This window comes from Streptomyces sp. V3I8, assembly GCF_030817535.1.
Taxonomy (GTDB): Bacteria; Actinomycetota; Actinomycetes; order Streptomycetales; family Streptomycetaceae; genus Streptomyces.
On record NZ_JAUSZL010000002.1, the window covers coordinates 6,754,745 to 6,771,445 of the forward strand.

The following is a 16,701-nucleotide window of genomic DNA, read 5'->3' on the forward strand; positions in this document are numbered from 1 at the left end:
GGTCCACAACGGGCAGCCGCGCATGGCGATATGTCCTCACTCAGGGTGTCCACGCCCTGGTTCGACGAGACCGACGACGAGAGTTCCTGGCTTCCCGGGGGATGGATTCCCCGGTAACAGTGGCGGGACCGCGCCGGATTCGCACCGGCTTCCTCTCCTGCCGTCGTACATGGCCCCGGCAGTCCACCACGGCCCCGGAACACCCGTCAACTTGCTGTTGACCTGCGAAGGGAGAGTGTGCCGAGGCCCACATCCCGGGGGCGGGCCGTTCCCGCGGGCCGGTCGTCCAGCCGGAAATCGACTCTCGGCCGCGCACCCCTGACCACGGGTTCGTGATCACCTTCCTCCCGCTGTCCCTGAGTCGCGGGCCTTCCTGATCCGGCACGGGCGACCCGGGGCACGGCTTCGGGGGCGGACATGCGTCCGCCCCGCCGGGACCGCGGGTGAGGCGGTCCCGGCAGGGCGGACGGTGAGCTCCGGCGGCACGGCTCGTCGGCCGTACCGCCGGTCAGGCGACGATCAGATAGATCCCGTACGCCACCGCCGCCGCGCAGGCCGCGAAGCAGGCGTACGCGCCCGTGACCGCGAGGGCCGCGGAGCCGCCCTGGGCGGTGGCCGTCTCGCGCTTGGAGAGGCCGACGATACCGAGGGTGAACAGGCCCACGAGGGCGACGGTGGAGAGGAGACTGACTCCGAACACGGAGCCGAGGGCTGCCCAGTCGATCTTCATGCGGTTCGTTCCTTACACCGTGGCCGGACGGGCGGGCTCGGCGTCCGGGCCCGGGATGGTGGTCTTCAGATCGCCGCCCGCGCTCGCGAGCACGGCCCCCGTCGTGGTGACCGGGCCCGCGGGGGGCGGGGTGACGGCGGCGATCGCGGTGGTGACGACGCCCGCGGGCTCGTGGTGGTCGTTGACGTTGTCGACGGTGACCGGTCGGCGGCGGGACAGCCTCCAGATGACCCCGGAGCCGGCGACCAGCAGCGCGCCGGTGAGGACGATGCCCCAGGTGCCCTGCTTGGTCAGGAACTCGGCGCCCGCGCCGACCAGTCCGGCGGCCGGGAGCGTGAGGCCCCAGGCGACGAACATGCGGGTCGCGGTCGACCAGTGGACGACACCGCCCTTGCGGCCGAGCCCCGAACCCATCACGGCGCCGGAGCAGGACTGGGTGGTGGAGAGGGAGAAGCCGAGGTGCGAGGAGGCCAGGATGACCGTCGCGGCGCCGGTCTGGGCGGCGAAGCCCTGCGGCGGCGCGAGGTCGGTGAGGCCCTTGCCCATGGTGCGGATGATGCGCCAGCCGCCCAGGTAGGTGCCGAGCGCGATGGCGATGCCGGCCGAGACGATGACCCACAGGGGAGGGTTCGACCCGGGCGAGAGCACCCCGCCGGTGACCAGGGCCAGGGTGATGATGCCCATGGTCTTCTGCGCGTCGTTCGTGCCGTGGGCCAGCGACACCAGGCCCGCGGAGGTGATCTGCCCCGCGCGGTAGCCCTTGGAGGTCGCCTTCTCGCCCGCCTGCCGGCTGATGCGGTACGTCAGCCGGGTGGCGAGCAGCGCGGCGATCCCGGCCACCAGGGGCGCGGCGATCGCGGGGAGGAGAACCTTGGTGACGACGGTCGAGCCGTTCACCGACGACCAGCCTGCCGACATCACCGCGGCGCCGATGAGGCCGCCGAAGAGCGCGTGGGAGGAGCTGGAGGGCAGACCCAGGAGCCAGGTCAGCAGATTCCACAGAATGGCGCCGACGAGCGCCGCGAAGATCACTTCGGTGCGGATTCCCTCTTCGTTGATGAGGCCGCCGGAGATCGTCTTGGCGACCTCCACGGAGAGGAACGCACCGACGAGGTTCAGCACGGCGGACATGGCCACCGCCGTCTTGGGCTTGAGAGCGCCGGTCGAGATGGTCGTTGCCATCGCGTTGGCAGTGTCGTGGAAACCGTTCGTGAAATCGAACACGAGAGCGGTCACGATCACGATTCCGAGGAGGAGCGTGATGTGTTCCATTTACCCAGGCTTCTGTTGGACGTCAGTGGCATGGGAAACGTAGGCAACCTGGATGAACGGAAGATGAACTGGGTCGGGCGGTGTGGTGGCCCGATAGGGGTGCCGCCACTCCGCTTGTGTCGAAGTGGCGGCGGGAGCCCTCGAACGGGTCCGGAATGAGGGGGTCCGCTACGTCCCTAGCCCTTGGCGAAGCGTTTCAGCTGGGACAGGGAACCGTTGAAGAGATTCTGGTCACCCGGGAGACCGCCGCTGTTGTCGTACTGCCAGAACGTCCAGAACTTCCAGCCCGCGGGCAGTGGCCCCGCGGACGCGCTGTAGCGGGCCAGCCACAGCGGATGGTCCGAGGCGAAGGCGGCGCTGTTGCCCGTGCACGCCTTCCACCAGTTGCGGCTGGTGTAGATGACGGGCCGGCGGCCGGTCCGCCGGTTCACCTCGTCGCTGAAGGCCCTGATCCAGTCGACCGTCGCGCTCCTGCTCAGCCCGTAGCACTTCTTCTTTTTGTCGTACGGGTTGTACTCGATGTCCAGTGCGGGCGGCAGGGTCCAGCCGTCCGGCCGCCAGCCGCCGCCGTTGCGTACGAAGTACGCGGCCTGCGTCGTGCCCGACGACCGGTTCGGCAGCGCGAAATGGTAGGCGCCGCGGATGATGCCCGCGTTGCGCGCGCCGTTGTACTGCTGGTTGTAGTACGGATTGCGGTACGTGTGCGACTCGGTCGCCTTCACGTAGACGAACGTGGCGCCCTTCTTCTTCGCGCTCGACCAGTTCACGTTCCTCTGGTGCGAGGAGACGTCGTGTCCCCTGGGTCCGGCGGCGGCCGAGGCCGGCACCTCCAGGAGGGCGGTGCCGCCGAGTGCCAGCGTCGCCACGGAGGCGACGACGAGGCGGACGCGCTGACGGGACGGTGTGCGATCACGGGCCATGTTTCCCCCGGAACGGCGGCGTGCGCGACGGATCCCCGGAGGGTACGGGACGGTCCCCGGAAGTCCGTCGCCCACCGGCCGTTCACTGTCGGTGGTCTTTTTATCCTTGTTCGTGATATTTCGGACGTTCGGGTTCCGCTCTACAGTGACCTCGCCCGAACGGAGCAGCGGCGAGCGGCTGACAGGATCACGGCATGGCTGAGCGGCGGCGGGACACGGGAGACGGACAGGGCGCGGGGCGGACGGGCGGGTCCCGGACGGAGCGGGCGCGGGCGCAGGCGCTCGAGCGGGCATGGGACGACCTCGTGGCGACGGCCCGCCGGACGGTGGCCGACGGCCTGGTCGTGGGCACCTCCGGCAACGTGTCCGTGCGCGTGGACGACACGGTCCTGGTCACGCCGACCGGGGTCCCGTACGACCGGCTGACGCCCGGGGACCTCTGCGGGGTCTCCCTCGACGGCCGGCGGGTGCTCGGTCCGCTCGTTCCGACCAGCGAACTGCCCATGCACCTCGCCGTCTACCGCTCCACCGGCGCCCGCGCCGTCGTGCACACCCACGCCGTGCACGCCACGGCCGTCTCGACCCTCGTCACCGAGCTGCCGCTCGTCCACTACATGGCGGCCGCCCTCGGCGGACCCGTCCGCGTCGCGCCCTACGCCCCCTACGGCACCGAGGAGCTGGCCGGGAACGTGCTCGGGGCCCTGCGCGACCGTACGGCCTGCCTGCTGCGGAACCACGGCACCCTCGCCCACGGCGCCACCCTCGACCAGGCCTACGACCGCACGGCCCAGCTCGAATGGATGTGCTGCGTCTGGCTCACCGCGTCGTCCGTCCCGGGCCTCGCACCCACCCTCCTGACCGAGGCACAAGTGGCGGAAGTGGGGGAACGACTGAAGGGGTACGGCCAGCCGTGACCGCCGGCCGCGACGCCCACCCGACCGCACCCACCCCTGCCGTCCTTCCGCTGGCCGACGGACGGCTCCGTCAGGAGACTGGACCCGTGCGCACCGTGAAGCCGACCACCGCAGCCCTCGCCACCGCCCTCACCATGGCCGCAGCCGGCGCGGCCGGCATCGCGGCCGGCCGCCTCGCCAGTGACGCCGCCCTCAAGGCGTCACCGGGCCGGCCGCTGCCCACCGAACCCCGCCTCACCGTGCACGCGACGGCCGCCGGCCAGGTGACCCTGACCCGTGCCCTCGCCTCGCAGCGCCCCGGTGTGTACGGGCTGGACGGCGACCGCGGCCACGCCGTCGTCGGTCCGCTCCTGACCGGCGCCCCGCACACCGCCGACACGGTGGTGCGCCGCCTGGAACGCGTCACGCGCGGCACGCTGGAACCGGGCGACAAGGTCTGGTTCACCCCCGCCCTGCACACCGGGGACCCGGGCGCCGCCCTGGGACTCGACCACGCCGACGTGGACGTCCCGGGCGAACTGGGCGCTCTGCCCGCGTGGTTCGTGCCCGGCGACCGCGACACCTGGGTGATCGCCGTGCACGGCCTCGGCGCCACCCGCGAACACCCCATGAACGTCATGCGGTTCCTGCGGGGTCTGGAGATCCCCGTCCTCGCCCTCGCCTACCGCGGAGACCCCGGCGCGCCCCGCTCCCGGGACGGACTGCACCACCTGGGCGAGACCGAGTGGCGCGACCTGGACGCGGCCGTCCGCTTCGCCGTCCGGCACGGCGCCGAGAGCGTCGTCCTGCACGGCTGGTCCACCGGCGCCACCATGGCGCTGCGCGCCGCCGAGCACTCCGCGCTGCGCGACCGGATCTGCGGGCTCGTCCTGGACTCGCCGGTCCTCGACTGGCAGACCACGCTGCGCGCCCTCGCCACGGCCCGCCGCACGCCCGACGCCCTGCTGCCCCTGGCCGTGCGCGCCGCCCAGGGCCGTACGGGACTCGGCGCCGACGGCGTCCGGGGCGCCACCGACCCGGCGCGGATCAGGGTGCCGACGCTCGTCGTGCACGGCCCCGACGACACCGTCGCCCCCTGGGGGCCCTCCCGCCGTCTCGCGGCCCGCCACCCCGGCCTCGTCACCCTCCGTACGGTCCACGGCGCCTCGCACGGCGCCATGTGGAACGCGGACCCGAGCGCCTACGAGGAGGCCCTGCGCCGCTTCCTCACCCCGCTGATGTAGCTCTTCACGGGCCCGGTACCGAAGCTTCCGTTTAACCCTGTACCAACGGGCGCGCACCCCTCGGAACCCCTGCCCCGCACCGTCCGCCGAGCGTCTCGGCGGGCCCACGAGGCATTCCGTTTGGGTTTTCGGACCGTCAACCGGAAGACTGCCCCCGTGACGTCCCGTATCCCGCGCGACTCCAGGCTCCGACTCGTCCGCCCGCGAACCCTGGCCGCCGCCCCCCGAGCGATGACCCAGAGGCCCGCCCGTCGACCCGCACCCCGCCCGCCCGAGGGCACTCCGGCACCGGCGGAGCTCGCCCGTATGGCACGCGCCGTGCTGGCCGGCGCGGCCCGGGTCGCCCGCTGGGCCGACGCCACCCTGGGCGCCGTCGGGGGCCGTGGCGCCACGGCCCCCGACGGCACGTCCGACAGCGGTCCCGAGGGCGCCGGCACGCTCTCCGACGCGAGCGCGCAACGCGCCGCGGCCGATCTGGACCTGACCCCGGATCAAGTACGGGCGGACTGGGACGTCGCCCGGCTCGCGGGCCTCATCGAGGTGCACGGCGACACCGCGCGCCCCGGCTGGCGGCTGCGCGCCTGGAACCGCGACGACAGCGCCGTGCTGCGCGGCTGGGTCGCCTTCTTCGACGCCTGGTCGATCGCCCACCCCGGTCCCGACGGACGCGAGCCCGCCGCCGTCGCCGAGGTCGTCTCCGCGATGCCCCAGGTCCTCTCCTTCCTCCAGCTGTCCGCGGGTCCCGTCCCCGTGCCGCAGCTCCTCGACCTCCTTGAGCAGCGCGTCACGGAACTGCGCACCGAGCGCTGCGAGATCCCCTACGGGCCGCAGCCCGAGCCCGTGCCCGCGGAGAGCCCGGCCGAGGACACCCCGCTCGCCCCCCTCCTCGACTGGGCGCTGCACGCCCTCGCCGCCGTCGGCGCCCTGACCTGCGCCGAGGGACAGGCCACGCTCACCCCGCTCGGCAGCTGGGCGGTCTGGGTCAAGCTGGAGCAGATCTGCGTGGCCGCGCAGAGCCCCGCCGGGAACATCGAGCAGGGCGCCGAGGACATGCTGCGCGGCTGCGCCCAGCTGCGGCCCAACGCGGCCCGCGCCGAGTACCGCGCCTGGCTCGCCGCCCGGCCCGTCGGCAGCGCCGTCACCGAACTCCTCGCGGCCGCCCGCGGCGAGGACGCCCTGCTGCGCGGACTGGCCTTCGAGGCGCTGCGCGTGGTCGGCGCCCCCGCCGAGCCCGACGTCCGCTCGGTGGCGGACGAGACGCCCCTGCGCCCGTACGCCCTGCTGTGGCTCGCCGAGCACGACGGGCACGACCCCGAGGACGCCCACCTGGTGCTCACCCGCGAGGAGGCCACCTGGCTGTGGGTAGACACCGCCGCGGCCGTCGCCGACCACGGCGAGGCCCCGCTCCTCGTACGGCACCTGGAGTCCGCGGTGCAGGCGACCGTCCCCGCGCTCCTCGACGAGGTGCGCGCGGTCGGTCACCCCCGCACCGTGCAGGTCCTGGTCGCACTCGCCGCCGCCCACCCCGACCCGGCCCTCGCCAAGGCGGTACGCCGCGCCGCCTTCCAGGTCCACCGGGGCCGTTAGGACCGACGGCCGGGGCAGCCCGCCGACCAGGAGCCGGCGGGATGGTCAGACCCTGGTCTCCGGTGCGTACGTGCCGAAGCTCCAGATGTTGCCCTCGACGTCCCGGGCCATGTAGTCCCGCGACCCGTAGTCCTGGTCCGTCGGGGGCATCAGGATCTCCGCCCCGTGGTCGACGGCCTGCTGGTGGTGTGCGTCCACGTCGTCCACGACGACGTACACCCCGGCGGGCCCCGCGCTCTTCATGGCCTCGTCGAAGCGGCTCCCGGTGCCCCGGGAGCCCAGCATCACCGCTCCGTTGCCCTGGACCAGCTCGGCGTGCACCACCTTGCCGTCCTCGTCCTCGTACACCGACGCCTCGGCGAAGCCGAAAGCGTCCGTCAGCTGCCTGATCGCGGATTTCGCGTCCGCGTACAACAGCGTCGGGCAGATGCCCGGGCGCCCACCGTCCGTGCCCGCCATACCGACCACTCCCTCCGGTCGCGCGGCTCCGCCCCACTGCCGGGACATCGCCTTGATGTGACCTGCCCCACAGTCTCGCACCCGGCACCGACAACGCCCCCCGGCCGGAACCACGGTGACGGTGACCTGCCCGGAGACGGTCCGGCGGCACCCGCCCGCGGACGGCGGGCGTCACACTCCCGACGTCCGCACGCAGGAAAAGTGGTTGCATCGCCCCGTTAGACTTGGCCCATGGCCATTCTCCTCGTGCATTAGACGGCGTGAACGCCCGCAACCGCCCACCCCGCCGTCAACCCCGCCCAGGAGTCCGTCCGTGATTTCCGCCTCCGGTATCGAGCTTCGTGCCGGTGCCCGCATCCTCATCGAGTCCGCCACCTTCCGCATCACCAAGGGCGACCGCATCGGCCTGGTCGGCCGCAACGGCGCGGGCAAGACCACGCTCACCAAGGTCCTGGCCGGCGAGGGCGTGCCCGCCGGCGGCACCGTCGCCCGCTCCGGCGAGGTCGGCTACCTCCCGCAGGACCCGCGCACCGGTGACCTCGACCAGCTGGCCGGCGACCGCGTCCTGTCCGCACGCGGCCTGGACACCCTGATCCGCAAGATGCGCGAGAACGAACAGCGCATCGCGAACGGCTCGGGCGCCACCCGCGAGAAGGCGATGCGCCAGTACGAGCGCCAGGAGACGGAGTTCCTCACCAAGGGCGGGTACGCCGCCGAGGCGGAGGCCGCCACCATCGCCGCCGCGCTCAACCTCCCCGACCGGGTGCTCGGCCAGCCCCTCCACACGCTCTCCGGCGGTCAGCGCCGCCGGATCGAGCTGGCCCGCATCCTCTTCTCGGACGCGGACACCCTGCTCCTCGACGAGCCCACGAACCACCTCGACGCCGACTCCATCGTCTGGCTGCGCGACTACCTGAAGACGTACCGCGGCGGCTTCATCGTGATCTCCCACGACGTCGACCTGGTCGAGACGGTCGTCAACAAGGTGTTCTACCTGGACGCCAACCGCGCCCAGATCGACGTCTACAACATGGGCTGGAAGCTCTACCAGCAGCAGCGCGAGGCCGACGAGAAGCGCCGCAAGCGCGAGCGGCAGAACGCCGAGAAGAAGGCCGCCTCGCTGAACGCGCAGGCCGACAAGATGCGCGCCAAGGCCACCAAGACCGTCGCCGCGCAGAACATGGCCAAGCGCGCGGACAAGCTCCTCGCCGGCCTCGACGCCGTACGGAAGTCCGACAAGGTCGCCAAGCTGCGCTTCCCCGACCCGTCCCCGTGCGGCAAGACCCCGCTGATGGCCGAGGGCCTGTCCAAGTCGTACGGCTCCCTGGAGATCTTCACCGATGTCGACCTGGCCATCGACAAGGGCTCCCGCGTCGTCATCCTCGGCCTGAACGGCGCCGGCAAGACGACCCTGCTGCGTCTGCTCGGCGGTGCGGAGAAGCCCGACACCGGGCAGGTCATCGAGGGCCACGGCCTCAAGCTCGGCTACTACGCGCAGGAGCACGAGACCCTCGACCCGGAGCGCACGGTCCTGGAGAACATGCGCTCCGCCGCCCCCGACCTGGATCTCGTCGAGGTGCGCAAGACGCTCGGCTCGTTCCTGTTCTCCGGCGACGACGTCGACAAGCCGGCCGGCGTCCTGTCCGGCGGCGAGAAGACCCGCCTCGCGCTCGCCACCCTCGTGGTCTCGTCCGCGAACGTCCTGCTCCTCGACGAGCCGACGAACAACCTCGACCCGGCCAGCCGCGAGGAGATCCTCGGCGCGCTGCGCACGTACAAGGGCGCGGTCGTCCTCGTCACCCACGACGAGGGGGCCGTCGAGGCGCTCCAGCCGGAGCGGATCATCCTGCTGCCCGACGGTGTCGAGGACCTGTGGGGTGCCGACTACCGGGACCTCGTGGCCCTCGCCTGAGCGGTCCGGGATGGTTGATCGATTGACTGATCCACTTCGTATGGATCATTCGGCCGATCCGTGATCCACCATCTGTGTGAGATCTCCTCGTACCGAGGTGTGTCATACATCGATTTCGCGGCCGGGCCCCTCGTCCCCGAGGGCCCGGCCGTCGCGCGTCGCTGACCTGGACCTTCGTCCGCGAACCGGTCCGGGCACACGGACAGTGAGCGGATGGAATGCGGGATTCCGCTCGTGGTGACGGACGCGCGCCGCGCAAGCTCGTCCCACCGACCTTGCCGAATGGGTGGCCAGGACGCTCTTGAGGGGTGATCATGAGAAGTCCAGAGCGCACTTCCGCTGAGGAGGCACGGGTGGCCGAGACTCTGAAGAAGGGCAGCCGGGTAACCGGCGCCGCGCGCGACAAGCTCGCGGCAGACCTGAAGAAGAAGTACGACTCCGGTGCGAGCATCCGAGCGCTGGCCGAGGAGACCGGCCGCTCGTATGGCTTCGTGCACCGGATGCTCAGTGAGTCGGGTGTCACGCTGCGTGGGCGTGGCGGCGCGACGCGCGGCAAGAAGTCCGCGTCGGGCTGACGCCGGGCGGCTACTCGTTCCCGATGGTGGCCACCCGGTCGGTCCCTGGACCGTCCGGGTGGTTACTGTGCAGTCACTTGAGGGTGCGTTTCGACGGCGCCCTCCTCGACCGCACCCATCGGAGGCGCCCGCATGGCTTCGTTCGACCCGCTGCTCGACAAGGACGGCGTACGGCTCACCGTGGACGACGCGATCGCCACGGTGACGCTCACCAATCCGGCCAAGCGCAACGCGCAGAGCCCCGCTCTGTGGCGGGCGCTGGCCGAGGCGGGGCGGCTGCTGCCGGGCACCGTCCGGGTCGTCGTGCTGCGCGCCGAAGGCAAGTCCTTCTCCGCGGGGCTCGACCGGCAGGCGTTCACGCCCGAGGGGTTCGACGGCGAGCCGTCGTTCATCGACCTCGCGCGCGGTTCCGACGCCGAACTCGACGCGGCCATCGCCGGGTACCAGGACGGGTTCACCTGGTGGCGGCGCAGCGACATCGTGTCCGTCGCCGCGGTGCAGGGGCATGCCATCGGAGCCGGCTTCCAGCTCGCCCTCGCCTGTGACCTGCGCGTCGTCGCCGACGACGTGCAGTTCGCCATGCGCGAGACCGGCCTCGGCCTCGTGCCCGACCTCACGGGCACGCATCCGCTGGTGGGGCTCGTCGGATACGCCCGGGCGCTGGAGATCTGCGCGACGGGGCGGTTCGTGGGGGCGGAGGAGGCCCAGCGGACCGGGCTCGCCAACCTCGCCGTGCCCGCCGGGCGGCTCGACGACTCGGTGGGGGAGCTGGTGGCCGCGCTGGTGGCCGCGCCGCGGGACGCTCTCGTCGAGACGAAGGCTCTGTTGCAGGGTGCGGTGGGGCGTACGTACGAGGAGCAGCGGGTTGCCGAGCGGGCGGCTCAGGGGCGGCGCCTGCGGGACCTGGCGGGGCTCTCCGACTGAACCGAGGGGTCTCGCGGGCCGACCGAGGGATCTTGCGGTCTGCGGTGTCCGTGCGGGTGCGTCGTGGCTTGCCGCGCCGTTCCCGCGCCCCTGAGGGACTGCGCCGTTCCCCGCACCCCTAGAGGGATGTCGGGGTCAGTGCTGTTACCAGGACCGCTGCCGACGGGTGGTCGGGGAGCGCTGCCGTGATGTTCCGCCGGACGGCTCTCGTCACGTCCGGTACGGGGCCGGTCGTCGTCGCCTCGATCTCCACACGGACGTGGCGGCGGGGGAGGGCCGGGGCGCCGGTGGAGTCGGTGGGGTGCGTGATGTGGACCGCGCCCAGCCGGGTGACACCGGGGACGGAGCGTACGGCGGCGGCCACCCGGGACTCCTCGTCGTCCAGCCGGAGCTCCGGTTCGCGCGGGCGCCCGTCGTGCTCGCCTCCGTCCTCGTCCTCGTCAGCCGCGTGTGTGTCCTCCTCCAGCAGGCCCGTCACCCGGAGGTCCACCTCCGTGACCCGCAGGCCCAGCGTCCGCGTCGCCGTCTCGGCGAGGGCCGCCCGCAGCCGGAACGCCGTCGCGGGCAGCGGCTCCGTCGGCGAGGCCGCGAACTGCGCGGTGATGCGCAGCGGGCCGGGCGGCAGCGCGCTCGGCGGCGCGGGCACGGCCGGCTCGGCCGCGCCGTCCGGGTCGACCAGCCCCAGGCGTACCGAGCCGAGGCGCACGTACGGCACCCGGCGTACCCCGTGACGCAGTACGGAGGCGGCCGCCGCCTCCGTGATCCACGCGCCGTCACCCGGGCCGCCCAACGGCAGCAGCCTGCCGAGACCGAGCTGCTGCCGTACCACCTGCGTCCATCGGTCCACCGTCATGGTCCCCACCCTGCCGCATCCCCGGCGCGCAACCCGGCAACCGCACTTAATGTGGGCGAAGAGGCCTACCGAAAGGGATGCATGGCGATGAGCGACATGACTCAGCAGAAGCCGGAGAGCCCCGGGACCGAGCAGCCGCATCAGCAGGAGCTGAAGAAGTCCGGCGTGACCAGGCGCGGCGGTGGCGACCCGTCGACCCGGGGGCGTACCACCATCGCCGACGGGGTCGTCGAGAAGATCGCCGGGCTCGCCGCCCGCGACGTCCTCGGCGTGCACGCCATGGGCAGCGGGATCTCGCGGACCTTCGGCGCGGTGCGCGACCGGGTGCCGGGCGGCGGCTCGAAGTCCGTCACCCGCGGCGTCAAGGCCGAGGTCGGCGAGGTGCAGACCGCGCTGGACCTGGAGATCGTCGTCGACTACGGCGTGTCCATCGCCGACGTCGCCCGCGACGTACGGGAGAACGTCATCGCGGCCGTCGAGCGCATGACGGGCCTCGAGGTCGTCGAGGTCAACATCGCGGTCAGCGATGTCAAACTGCCCGAGGAGGAGGACGACGAACCGGAGAGCCGCCTCCAGTGACGTCGTACCGGTGACCCGTCCGTGCCCGTTGCCCGATGTGCCGGCCGACGTGCTGACCGATGTGCCGAGCGGCGTGCTCGGTGACCTGTTGAGGAGCGCACCATGAGCATGGCCGTGATCGGCATGATCGCCGGAATGGCGTTGGGATTCGCCGGATACTTCGGCGGGTTCGGCGCGTTCCTGCTGGTGGCGGCGCTGGGCGCCATCGGCTTCGTAGGAGGCCGCTTCCTGGAGGGCGACCTGGATCCCGGTGACTTCTTCCGTTCCCGCGGCGCCCGTGACGACCGCCGGCGGTGACGCGCGTGTCCGGTGAACCCACCACGGCCGCCGAGGCCCGTTCCGGTCGCACCGTCGCGCCCGGTGAGCGCGGTGCCACCAGGATCGCCGACCGGGTCGTCGCGAAGATCGCCGCACAGGCGGCACGCGAGGCGATCGGCGCACTGCCTCCCGACGCGGTGCCCCCGCACGCCACGGTCGTCGTCCACCACGACCTCGCCCACGTCCGGGTCGGCCTCGAACTCGGCTACCCCTGCGACATCGGCGCCGGCTGCGGTGCCGTACGCCGGCAGGTCGCCCGGCGGGTGGAGGAGCTGGCGGGAATGAGCGTGCCCGAGGTCGCCGTCCAGGTGGAGCGGCTGCATTCCGCACAGACGCCCGGCGCGGGACGGGGGAGGACGCGATGAGCCGGTCCCAGGGGTCGGGGAGCACCCGGCAGCTGCCCGTCGGCGCGGCGCAGCCGGCCCCTCCGCCGACCTTCGACGACGCGGGGAGCGGCAGCGACCGGTTCTGGTCGGCCCGCCGGATCCCCGCCGCGATCCTCGCGGTACTGGTCCTGGCCGTCGCGGGCCTTCTGCTGTACGACGTGGTCGCCGTCCGCGCCGACCGGCCCGCGATGCACTGGCGCAGATCGCTGGCCCGCGAACTCGCCGAGCGGCCCCTCGACGACACCTGGGTGCTCGTGGGCGCGGGCGTCGCGACGCTGCTCGGCCTGTGGCTGCTCGTCCTCGCCGCGACCCCGGGACTGCGCGGCGTCCTGCCGATGCGGCGCCCCCACCCCGACGTACGGGCCGGACTGCAGCGGGACGCGGCTGTCATGGTGCTGCGCGACCGGGCCATGGAGGTGTCCGGCGTGCAGTCGGTCCGGGTCCGTGTGCGGCGCCGCAAGGCCGACGTCCGCGCGGTCTCGCACTTCCGCGAACTCGACGACGTACGCGCCGATCTGGACGCCACGCTCGCCGACGGCGTCAAGGGGCTCGGTCTCGTCCGGCGCCCCGCGCTGTCGGTGCGCGTCGCCCGGCCCGGCAGGAAGGGATGAACGGATGCTGAGGACCGTGAACCGGGTTCTGCCGGGCCTCGCCGGTCTGGTCCTGGTCGTGCTCGGCGGATCCGTGCTCGCCGTCGGCCTGGGGGTGCGCCCGCCCACCTGGTGGATCCACGACGGGCGGCACGACGTGCTGCTGGCCGACGGCGACCGGACGCGGTGGCGGGACGAGGGCTGGTGGTGGCCGGCCGTCGTCGCCGTGCTCGCCGTGGCCGTGCTGTTCGCCCTGTGGTGGCTGGCGGCGGTGCTGCGCCGGCCCCGGCTGGCCGAGGTGCTCGTCGACACCGGCGACGGCGAGGGCGCGCTGCTGCGGGGGCGGGCCCTGGAGGACGCACTGACCGCCGAAGCGGGCGCGTTGCGGGGGGTGCGGGGTGCGCGGGCGGCGCTCGTGGGCCGGCGCAGCGCCCCCGAGGCCCGCGTGCGCCTCCAGCTGGAACCGCACGCCGACCCCGGCGAAACCCTGTCCCGGCTGACGACGGAGTCACTCGCCCACGCCAGGGATTCGGCCGGCCTCACCTCCCTCCCGGCGGAAGTCCGCCTGCGCGCAGCCAGACACGGCCCGGAAAGGGTCAACTGAGGGCGCGTGGGGGACGGTCCGCGCAGTTCCCCGCGCCGCTGAAGGGGCGAAAGCCGGGGCGCAGCCCCGCTTTCGAGGGGCGCGGGGAACTGCGCGACAAGCCCCCACCGGCCCGCAGCCACACGACGACCCACAGCCGCGCCAGGTCAGCCGGGGCCGGGACCGGGTCGACCGGATCCTCCGGGATCAGAACCCGCTCCGCGCCCCGCCGTCCACCGGCACCATGATCCCCGTCAGGTACGACGCCGCGGGCGACAACAGGAACGCGGCCGTCCGCCCGAACTCCTCCGGCGTCCCGTACCGCCGCAACGGGATCCGTGCCTCGTTGGCCGCCCGCGCGGCGGCCGGATCGGCCGCGTATCCGTCCAGCTCGCGCACGCGATCCGTGTCGATCCGCGCCGGAAGCACCCCCACCACCCGGATGCCCCGCGGCCCCAGCTCGTCGGAGAGGGACTTGGCGAACCCGGCCAGTCCGGGACGCAGACCGTTGGAGATGGTCAGCCCGCCGATAGGCTCGTACACGGACCCGGAGAGCACGAAACCGATCACCCCGCCCTCGCCCAGCTCGGCGGCGGCCGCACGGGCCAGCCGGACCGCGCCGAGGAAGACGGAGTCGAAGGCGGCCTGCCACTGCTCGTCCGTGCTGTCGGCGGCGGACCCGGGCGGCGGCCCCCCGACGCTGATCAGGATGCCGTCGAAACGGCCGAAACGTTCCCGCGCCGCCGCGATCAGCCGCTGCGGCGCCGCCGCGTCCGCGTTGTCCACGGCCACTCCGTGCGCGCCGGGGCCGAGCGCCGCCGCGGCCTCGCCCACCGTCTTCTCGTCGCGCCCGGTGACGACGACCTTCGCGCCGTCGCCGACGAGCTCACGCGCCGAGGCGTGCCCCAGGCCGCGCGTTGCTCCGGTGACGACGTAGACGCGGTCCTTCAGTCCAAGATCCATGGCCCTTATCCTGCCTCGTCCGCATCGGGCACTCCAGTCTTCCCTTCGCCGTCGAACAGGGCGAGCGCGGTGCCGACCAGACCGATGTGGCTGAACGCCTGCGGGAAGTTGCCGAGCTGGTGCCCGGCCACCGGGTCGTACTCCTCCGCCAGCAGCCCCACGTCGTTGCGCAGCGCGACGAGCCGCTCGAACAGGTCGAGGGCCTCCGCCGTACGGCCCGTCAGGTGCAGCGCGTCCGCGAGCCAGAACGAGCACACGAGGAACGTGCCCTCACCCCCCGGCAGCCCGTCGACGTCCTTCAGGTCCGAGCCGCGCTGATCCGGATCCCCGTGCGGCCCCGCGGTGTACCGGTGCACGAACCCGTCGCGTACGAGTTCCGCCCGCACCGCGTCGACCGTGCCGACCACCCGGGGGTCGTCCGGCGGCAGGAAGCCGATCCGGGGGATGAGCAGCAGCGCGGCGTCCAGTTCGCGGGAGCCGTAGGACTGCGTGAACGTGTTCCGCCCGGAATCGAAGCCGCGCTCGCACACCTCGCGGTGCACCTCGTCGCGCATCGCACGCCACTTGTCGACGTCGCCGTCCAGCTCGGGGTTCTCCTCCAGGGTGCGCACGGTGCGGTCGGCCGCCACCCACGCCATCACCTTCGAGTGCACGAAGTGCCGGCGCGGCCCGCGCACCTCCCACAGCCCCTCGTCCGGCTTGCGCCACGCCGAGTACAGGAAGTCCATCATGGCCTGGTGCAGCCGCCACATGTCCGGTTCGGCCGGCAGCCCCGCGTGCTGCGCCAGTGTGAGCGAGTCGATCACCTCGCCGTACACGTCGAGCTGCAGCTGCCGTACGGCGTCGTTACCTATCCGCACCGGTGCCGAACCGCGGAAGCCGGGCAGCCACGCCAGTTCGTACTCGGGAATCCGCCGCTCGCCCGCCAGCCCGTACATGATCTGCAGGTCCGCCGGATCGCCCGCGACCGCGCGCAGCAGCCAGTCGCGCCAGGCCTCCGCCTCCTCCTGGTAGCCGCACGCGAGCAGCGCGCCCAGGGCGAGGGTGGAGTCACGCAGCCAGCAGTAGCGGTAGTCCCAGTTGCGGACGCCACCGATCTCCTCGGGCAGCGAGGTCGTGGGGGCGGCGACGATGCCGCCGCTCGGCGCGTACGTGAGGGCCTTGAGGGTGATCAGGGAACGGACGACCGCCTCGCGGTGCGGTCCGTCGTAGCGGCAGCGGGCCGCCCAGGCCTGCCAGTCGCAGACGCTGTGCGCCAGCGCCTCGTGCGGGTCGACGAGGTCGGGGCGCGGCTCGTGCGAGGGGTGCCAGGTCAGGACGAAGGCGACCTTCTCGCCCTCGGCGACGGTGAACTCCGAATGCGTACCGAAGTCCTCGCCCCACGTGCGCACCTCCGGCTCGCTGCGCAGCCACACCGAGTCCGGGCCGGCCACGGCCACCCGGTGGCCGTCCGACCTGCGGACCCACGGCACGACCGAGCCGTAGTCGAAGCGCAGCCGCAGGGTGCTGCGCACGGTCACCCGGCCCTTGAGGCCCTCGACGATGCGGACGACGTCGGGTGCGCGGTCGCGCTGCGGCATCAGGTCGGTGACGCGCACCGAGCCGTCCTCGGTGTCCCACTCGGTGTCGAGCACGAGCGTGTCGGGCCGGTACGCCCGGCGCGTGCAGGTGCCCGCCCCCGCCGGCGCCATCCGCCAGTGCCCGTTGTCCTCGTCCCCCAGCAGCTTCGCGAAACAGGCCGCCGAGTCGAACCGGGGCAGGCAGAGCCAGTCGATCGAACCGTCCCGCCCGACCAGGGCGGCGGTCTGGTGATCGCCGATGAGCGCGTAGTCCTCGATGGAAGGGTGCACGTGTGCCGCCTTCCCGGGGCATCCGGCGATCAATCCCGGCGGAGCCCCCCGCCACCTCCCGCG

18 protein-coding genes and 1 riboswitch are annotated in these 16,701 nt (G+C 72.9%); of the genes, 11 read left to right on the top strand and 7 right to left on the bottom strand.

All coding sequences use genetic code 11. From position 1 onward, the window contains the following. Positions 1-60 precede the first annotated feature (60 nt). Positions 61-195, bottom strand: a riboswitch (cobalamin riboswitch). Between the two features lie 313 nt (positions 196-508). The 3 genes from QFZ75_RS29820 to QFZ75_RS29830 form a co-directional block, all read right to left on the bottom strand. Beyond that, complete coding sequence (locus QFZ75_RS29820; protein WP_307541808.1) at positions 509-730, bottom strand: hypothetical protein; 222 nt, start codon at positions 728-730, stop codon at positions 509-511. Positions 731-742: 12 nt separating this feature from the next. Continuing rightward, on the bottom strand, positions 743-2,002 hold the full coding sequence (locus QFZ75_RS29825; protein WP_307541809.1) for an inorganic phosphate transporter: 1,260 nt from the start codon (positions 2,000-2,002) through the stop codon (positions 743-745). Positions 2,003-2,178: 176 nt separating this feature from the next. Continuing rightward, positions 2,179-2,922 (bottom strand): lysozyme, encoded by a 744-nt coding sequence (locus QFZ75_RS29830; RefSeq protein ID WP_307541810.1) that lies wholly within the window; start codon positions 2,920-2,922, stop codon positions 2,179-2,181. A 194-nt stretch (positions 2,923-3,116) separates the two neighbouring features. On the opposite strand from QFZ75_RS29830, the gene QFZ75_RS29835 reads away from it, so the two are divergent. The 3 genes from QFZ75_RS29835 (at position 3,117) to QFZ75_RS29845 (ending at position 6,646) form a co-directional block, all read left to right on the top strand. After that, on the top strand, positions 3,117-3,836 hold the full coding sequence (locus tag QFZ75_RS29835; RefSeq protein WP_307541812.1) for a class II aldolase/adducin family protein: 720 nt from the start codon (positions 3,117-3,119) through the stop codon (positions 3,834-3,836). Between the two features lie 86 nt (positions 3,837-3,922). Further along, the gene (locus QFZ75_RS29840; RefSeq protein WP_307541813.1) at positions 3,923-5,059 is read left to right on the top strand and encodes an alpha/beta hydrolase; all 1,137 of its coding nucleotides are present in this window, start codon (positions 3,923-3,925) and stop codon (positions 5,057-5,059) included. 156 nt (positions 5,060-5,215) lie between these two features. Next, the gene (locus QFZ75_RS29845; protein WP_307541814.1) at positions 5,216-6,646 is read left to right on the top strand and encodes a hypothetical protein; all 1,431 of its coding nucleotides are present in this window, start codon (positions 5,216-5,218) and stop codon (positions 6,644-6,646) included. A gap of 45 nt (positions 6,647-6,691) precedes the next feature. On the opposite strand, the gene QFZ75_RS29850 is transcribed toward QFZ75_RS29845, so the two are convergent. Further along, positions 6,692-7,105, bottom strand: a complete 414-nt coding sequence (locus QFZ75_RS29850) for a VOC family protein (protein WP_307541816.1) — start codon at positions 7,103-7,105, stop codon at positions 6,692-6,694. A 313-nt stretch (positions 7,106-7,418) separates the two neighbouring features. On the opposite strand from QFZ75_RS29850, the gene QFZ75_RS29855 reads away from it, so the two are divergent. The 3 genes from QFZ75_RS29855 to QFZ75_RS29865 all read left to right on the top strand — a co-directional run bounded on the left by QFZ75_RS29855 (position 7,419) and on the right by QFZ75_RS29865 (position 10,516). Next, positions 7,419-9,017 carry an ABC-F family ATP-binding cassette domain-containing protein gene (locus QFZ75_RS29855; RefSeq protein WP_307541817.1) on the top strand — a complete coding sequence of 533 codons (1,599 nt, stop codon included), beginning with the start codon at positions 7,419-7,421 and terminating at the stop codon, positions 9,015-9,017. 353 nt (positions 9,018-9,370) lie between these two features. After that, a complete protein-coding gene (locus QFZ75_RS29860; protein ID WP_055513143.1) occupies positions 9,371-9,592 on the top strand; it encodes a helix-turn-helix domain-containing protein in 222 nt (73 codons plus the stop codon). Positions 9,593-9,724: 132 nt separating this feature from the next. Then, entirely contained in the window at positions 9,725-10,516 is a 792-nt protein-coding gene (locus QFZ75_RS29865; protein WP_307541819.1) for an enoyl-CoA hydratase/isomerase family protein, read from the top strand. A 118-nt stretch (positions 10,517-10,634) separates the two neighbouring features. Here QFZ75_RS29865 and QFZ75_RS29870 read toward each other — a convergent pair whose 3' ends face one another. Then, positions 10,635-11,369: a nucleopolyhedrovirus P10 family protein gene (locus QFZ75_RS29870; RefSeq protein ID WP_307541821.1), complete on the bottom strand. Its 735-nt coding sequence runs from the start codon at positions 11,367-11,369 to the stop codon at positions 10,635-10,637. An 87-nt stretch (positions 11,370-11,456) separates the two neighbouring features. On the opposite strand from QFZ75_RS29870, the gene QFZ75_RS29875 reads away from it, so the two are divergent. The 5 genes from QFZ75_RS29875 (at position 11,457) to amaP (ending at position 13,846) form a co-directional block, all read left to right on the top strand. Beyond that, positions 11,457-11,948, top strand: coding sequence for an Asp23/Gls24 family envelope stress response protein (locus tag QFZ75_RS29875; protein ID WP_307541823.1), 492 nt, complete (start codon positions 11,457-11,459; stop codon positions 11,946-11,948). A 102-nt stretch (positions 11,949-12,050) separates the two neighbouring features. Further along, a complete protein-coding gene (locus QFZ75_RS29880; protein ID WP_307541826.1) occupies positions 12,051-12,245 on the top strand; it encodes a hypothetical protein in 195 nt (64 codons plus the stop codon). Next, positions 12,242-12,631: a hypothetical protein gene (locus QFZ75_RS29885; RefSeq protein WP_373465964.1), complete on the top strand. Its 390-nt coding sequence runs from the start codon at positions 12,242-12,244 to the stop codon at positions 12,629-12,631. The genes QFZ75_RS29880 and QFZ75_RS29885 overlap by 4 nt, the downstream gene beginning before the upstream one ends. Beyond that, positions 12,628-13,263: a DUF6286 domain-containing protein gene (locus QFZ75_RS29890; protein ID WP_307541830.1), complete on the top strand. Its 636-nt coding sequence runs from the start codon at positions 12,628-12,630 to the stop codon at positions 13,261-13,263. The genes QFZ75_RS29885 and QFZ75_RS29890 overlap by 4 nt, the downstream gene beginning before the upstream one ends. 4 nt (positions 13,264-13,267) lie before the next feature. Beyond that, entirely contained in the window at positions 13,268-13,846 is a 579-nt protein-coding gene (amaP, locus tag QFZ75_RS29895; protein WP_307541831.1) for an alkaline shock response membrane anchor protein AmaP, read from the top strand. Between the two features lie 186 nt (positions 13,847-14,032). Here amaP and QFZ75_RS29900 read toward each other — a convergent pair whose 3' ends face one another. Further along, the gene (locus tag QFZ75_RS29900) at positions 14,033-14,788 is read right to left on the bottom strand and encodes an SDR family oxidoreductase (protein ID WP_307541833.1); all 756 of its coding nucleotides are present in this window, start codon (positions 14,786-14,788) and stop codon (positions 14,033-14,035) included. Between the two features lie 5 nt (positions 14,789-14,793). Beyond that, the gene (locus QFZ75_RS29905; protein ID WP_307541835.1) at positions 14,794-16,638 is read right to left on the bottom strand and encodes a glycoside hydrolase family 15 protein; all 1,845 of its coding nucleotides are present in this window, start codon (positions 16,636-16,638) and stop codon (positions 14,794-14,796) included. Between the last annotated feature and the right edge of the window lie 63 nt (positions 16,639-16,701).

Coding starts and splice junctions, on each gene's coding strand:
- QFZ75_RS29880 (WP_307541826.1), top strand. CDS start 12,051: ATGAGCATGGCCGTGATCGGCATGATCGCCGGAATGGCGTTGGGATTC.
- QFZ75_RS29825 (WP_307541809.1), bottom strand. CDS start 2,002: ATGGAACACATCACGCTCCTCCTCGGAATCGTGATCGTGACCGCTCTC.
- QFZ75_RS29830 (WP_307541810.1), bottom strand. CDS start 2,922: ATGGCCCGTGATCGCACACCGTCCCGTCAGCGCGTCCGCCTCGTCGTC.
- QFZ75_RS29870 (WP_307541821.1), bottom strand. CDS start 11,369: ATGACGGTGGACCGATGGACGCAGGTGGTACGGCAGCAGCTCGGTCTC.
- QFZ75_RS29835 (WP_307541812.1), top strand. CDS start 3,117: ATGGCTGAGCGGCGGCGGGACACGGGAGACGGACAGGGCGCGGGGCGG.
- QFZ75_RS29820 (WP_307541808.1), bottom strand. CDS start 730: ATGAAGATCGACTGGGCAGCCCTCGGCTCCGTGTTCGGAGTCAGTCTC.
- QFZ75_RS29850 (WP_307541816.1), bottom strand. CDS start 7,105: ATGGCGGGCACGGACGGTGGGCGCCCGGGCATCTGCCCGACGCTGTTG.
- QFZ75_RS29890 (WP_307541830.1), top strand. CDS start 12,628: ATGAGCCGGTCCCAGGGGTCGGGGAGCACCCGGCAGCTGCCCGTCGGC.
- QFZ75_RS29875 (WP_307541823.1), top strand. CDS start 11,457: ATGAGCGACATGACTCAGCAGAAGCCGGAGAGCCCCGGGACCGAGCAG.
- QFZ75_RS29900 (WP_307541833.1), bottom strand. CDS start 14,788: ATGGATCTTGGACTGAAGGACCGCGTCTACGTCGTCACCGGAGCAACG.
- amaP (WP_307541831.1), top strand. CDS start 13,268: ATGCTGAGGACCGTGAACCGGGTTCTGCCGGGCCTCGCCGGTCTGGTC.
- QFZ75_RS29865 (WP_307541819.1), top strand. CDS start 9,725: ATGGCTTCGTTCGACCCGCTGCTCGACAAGGACGGCGTACGGCTCACC.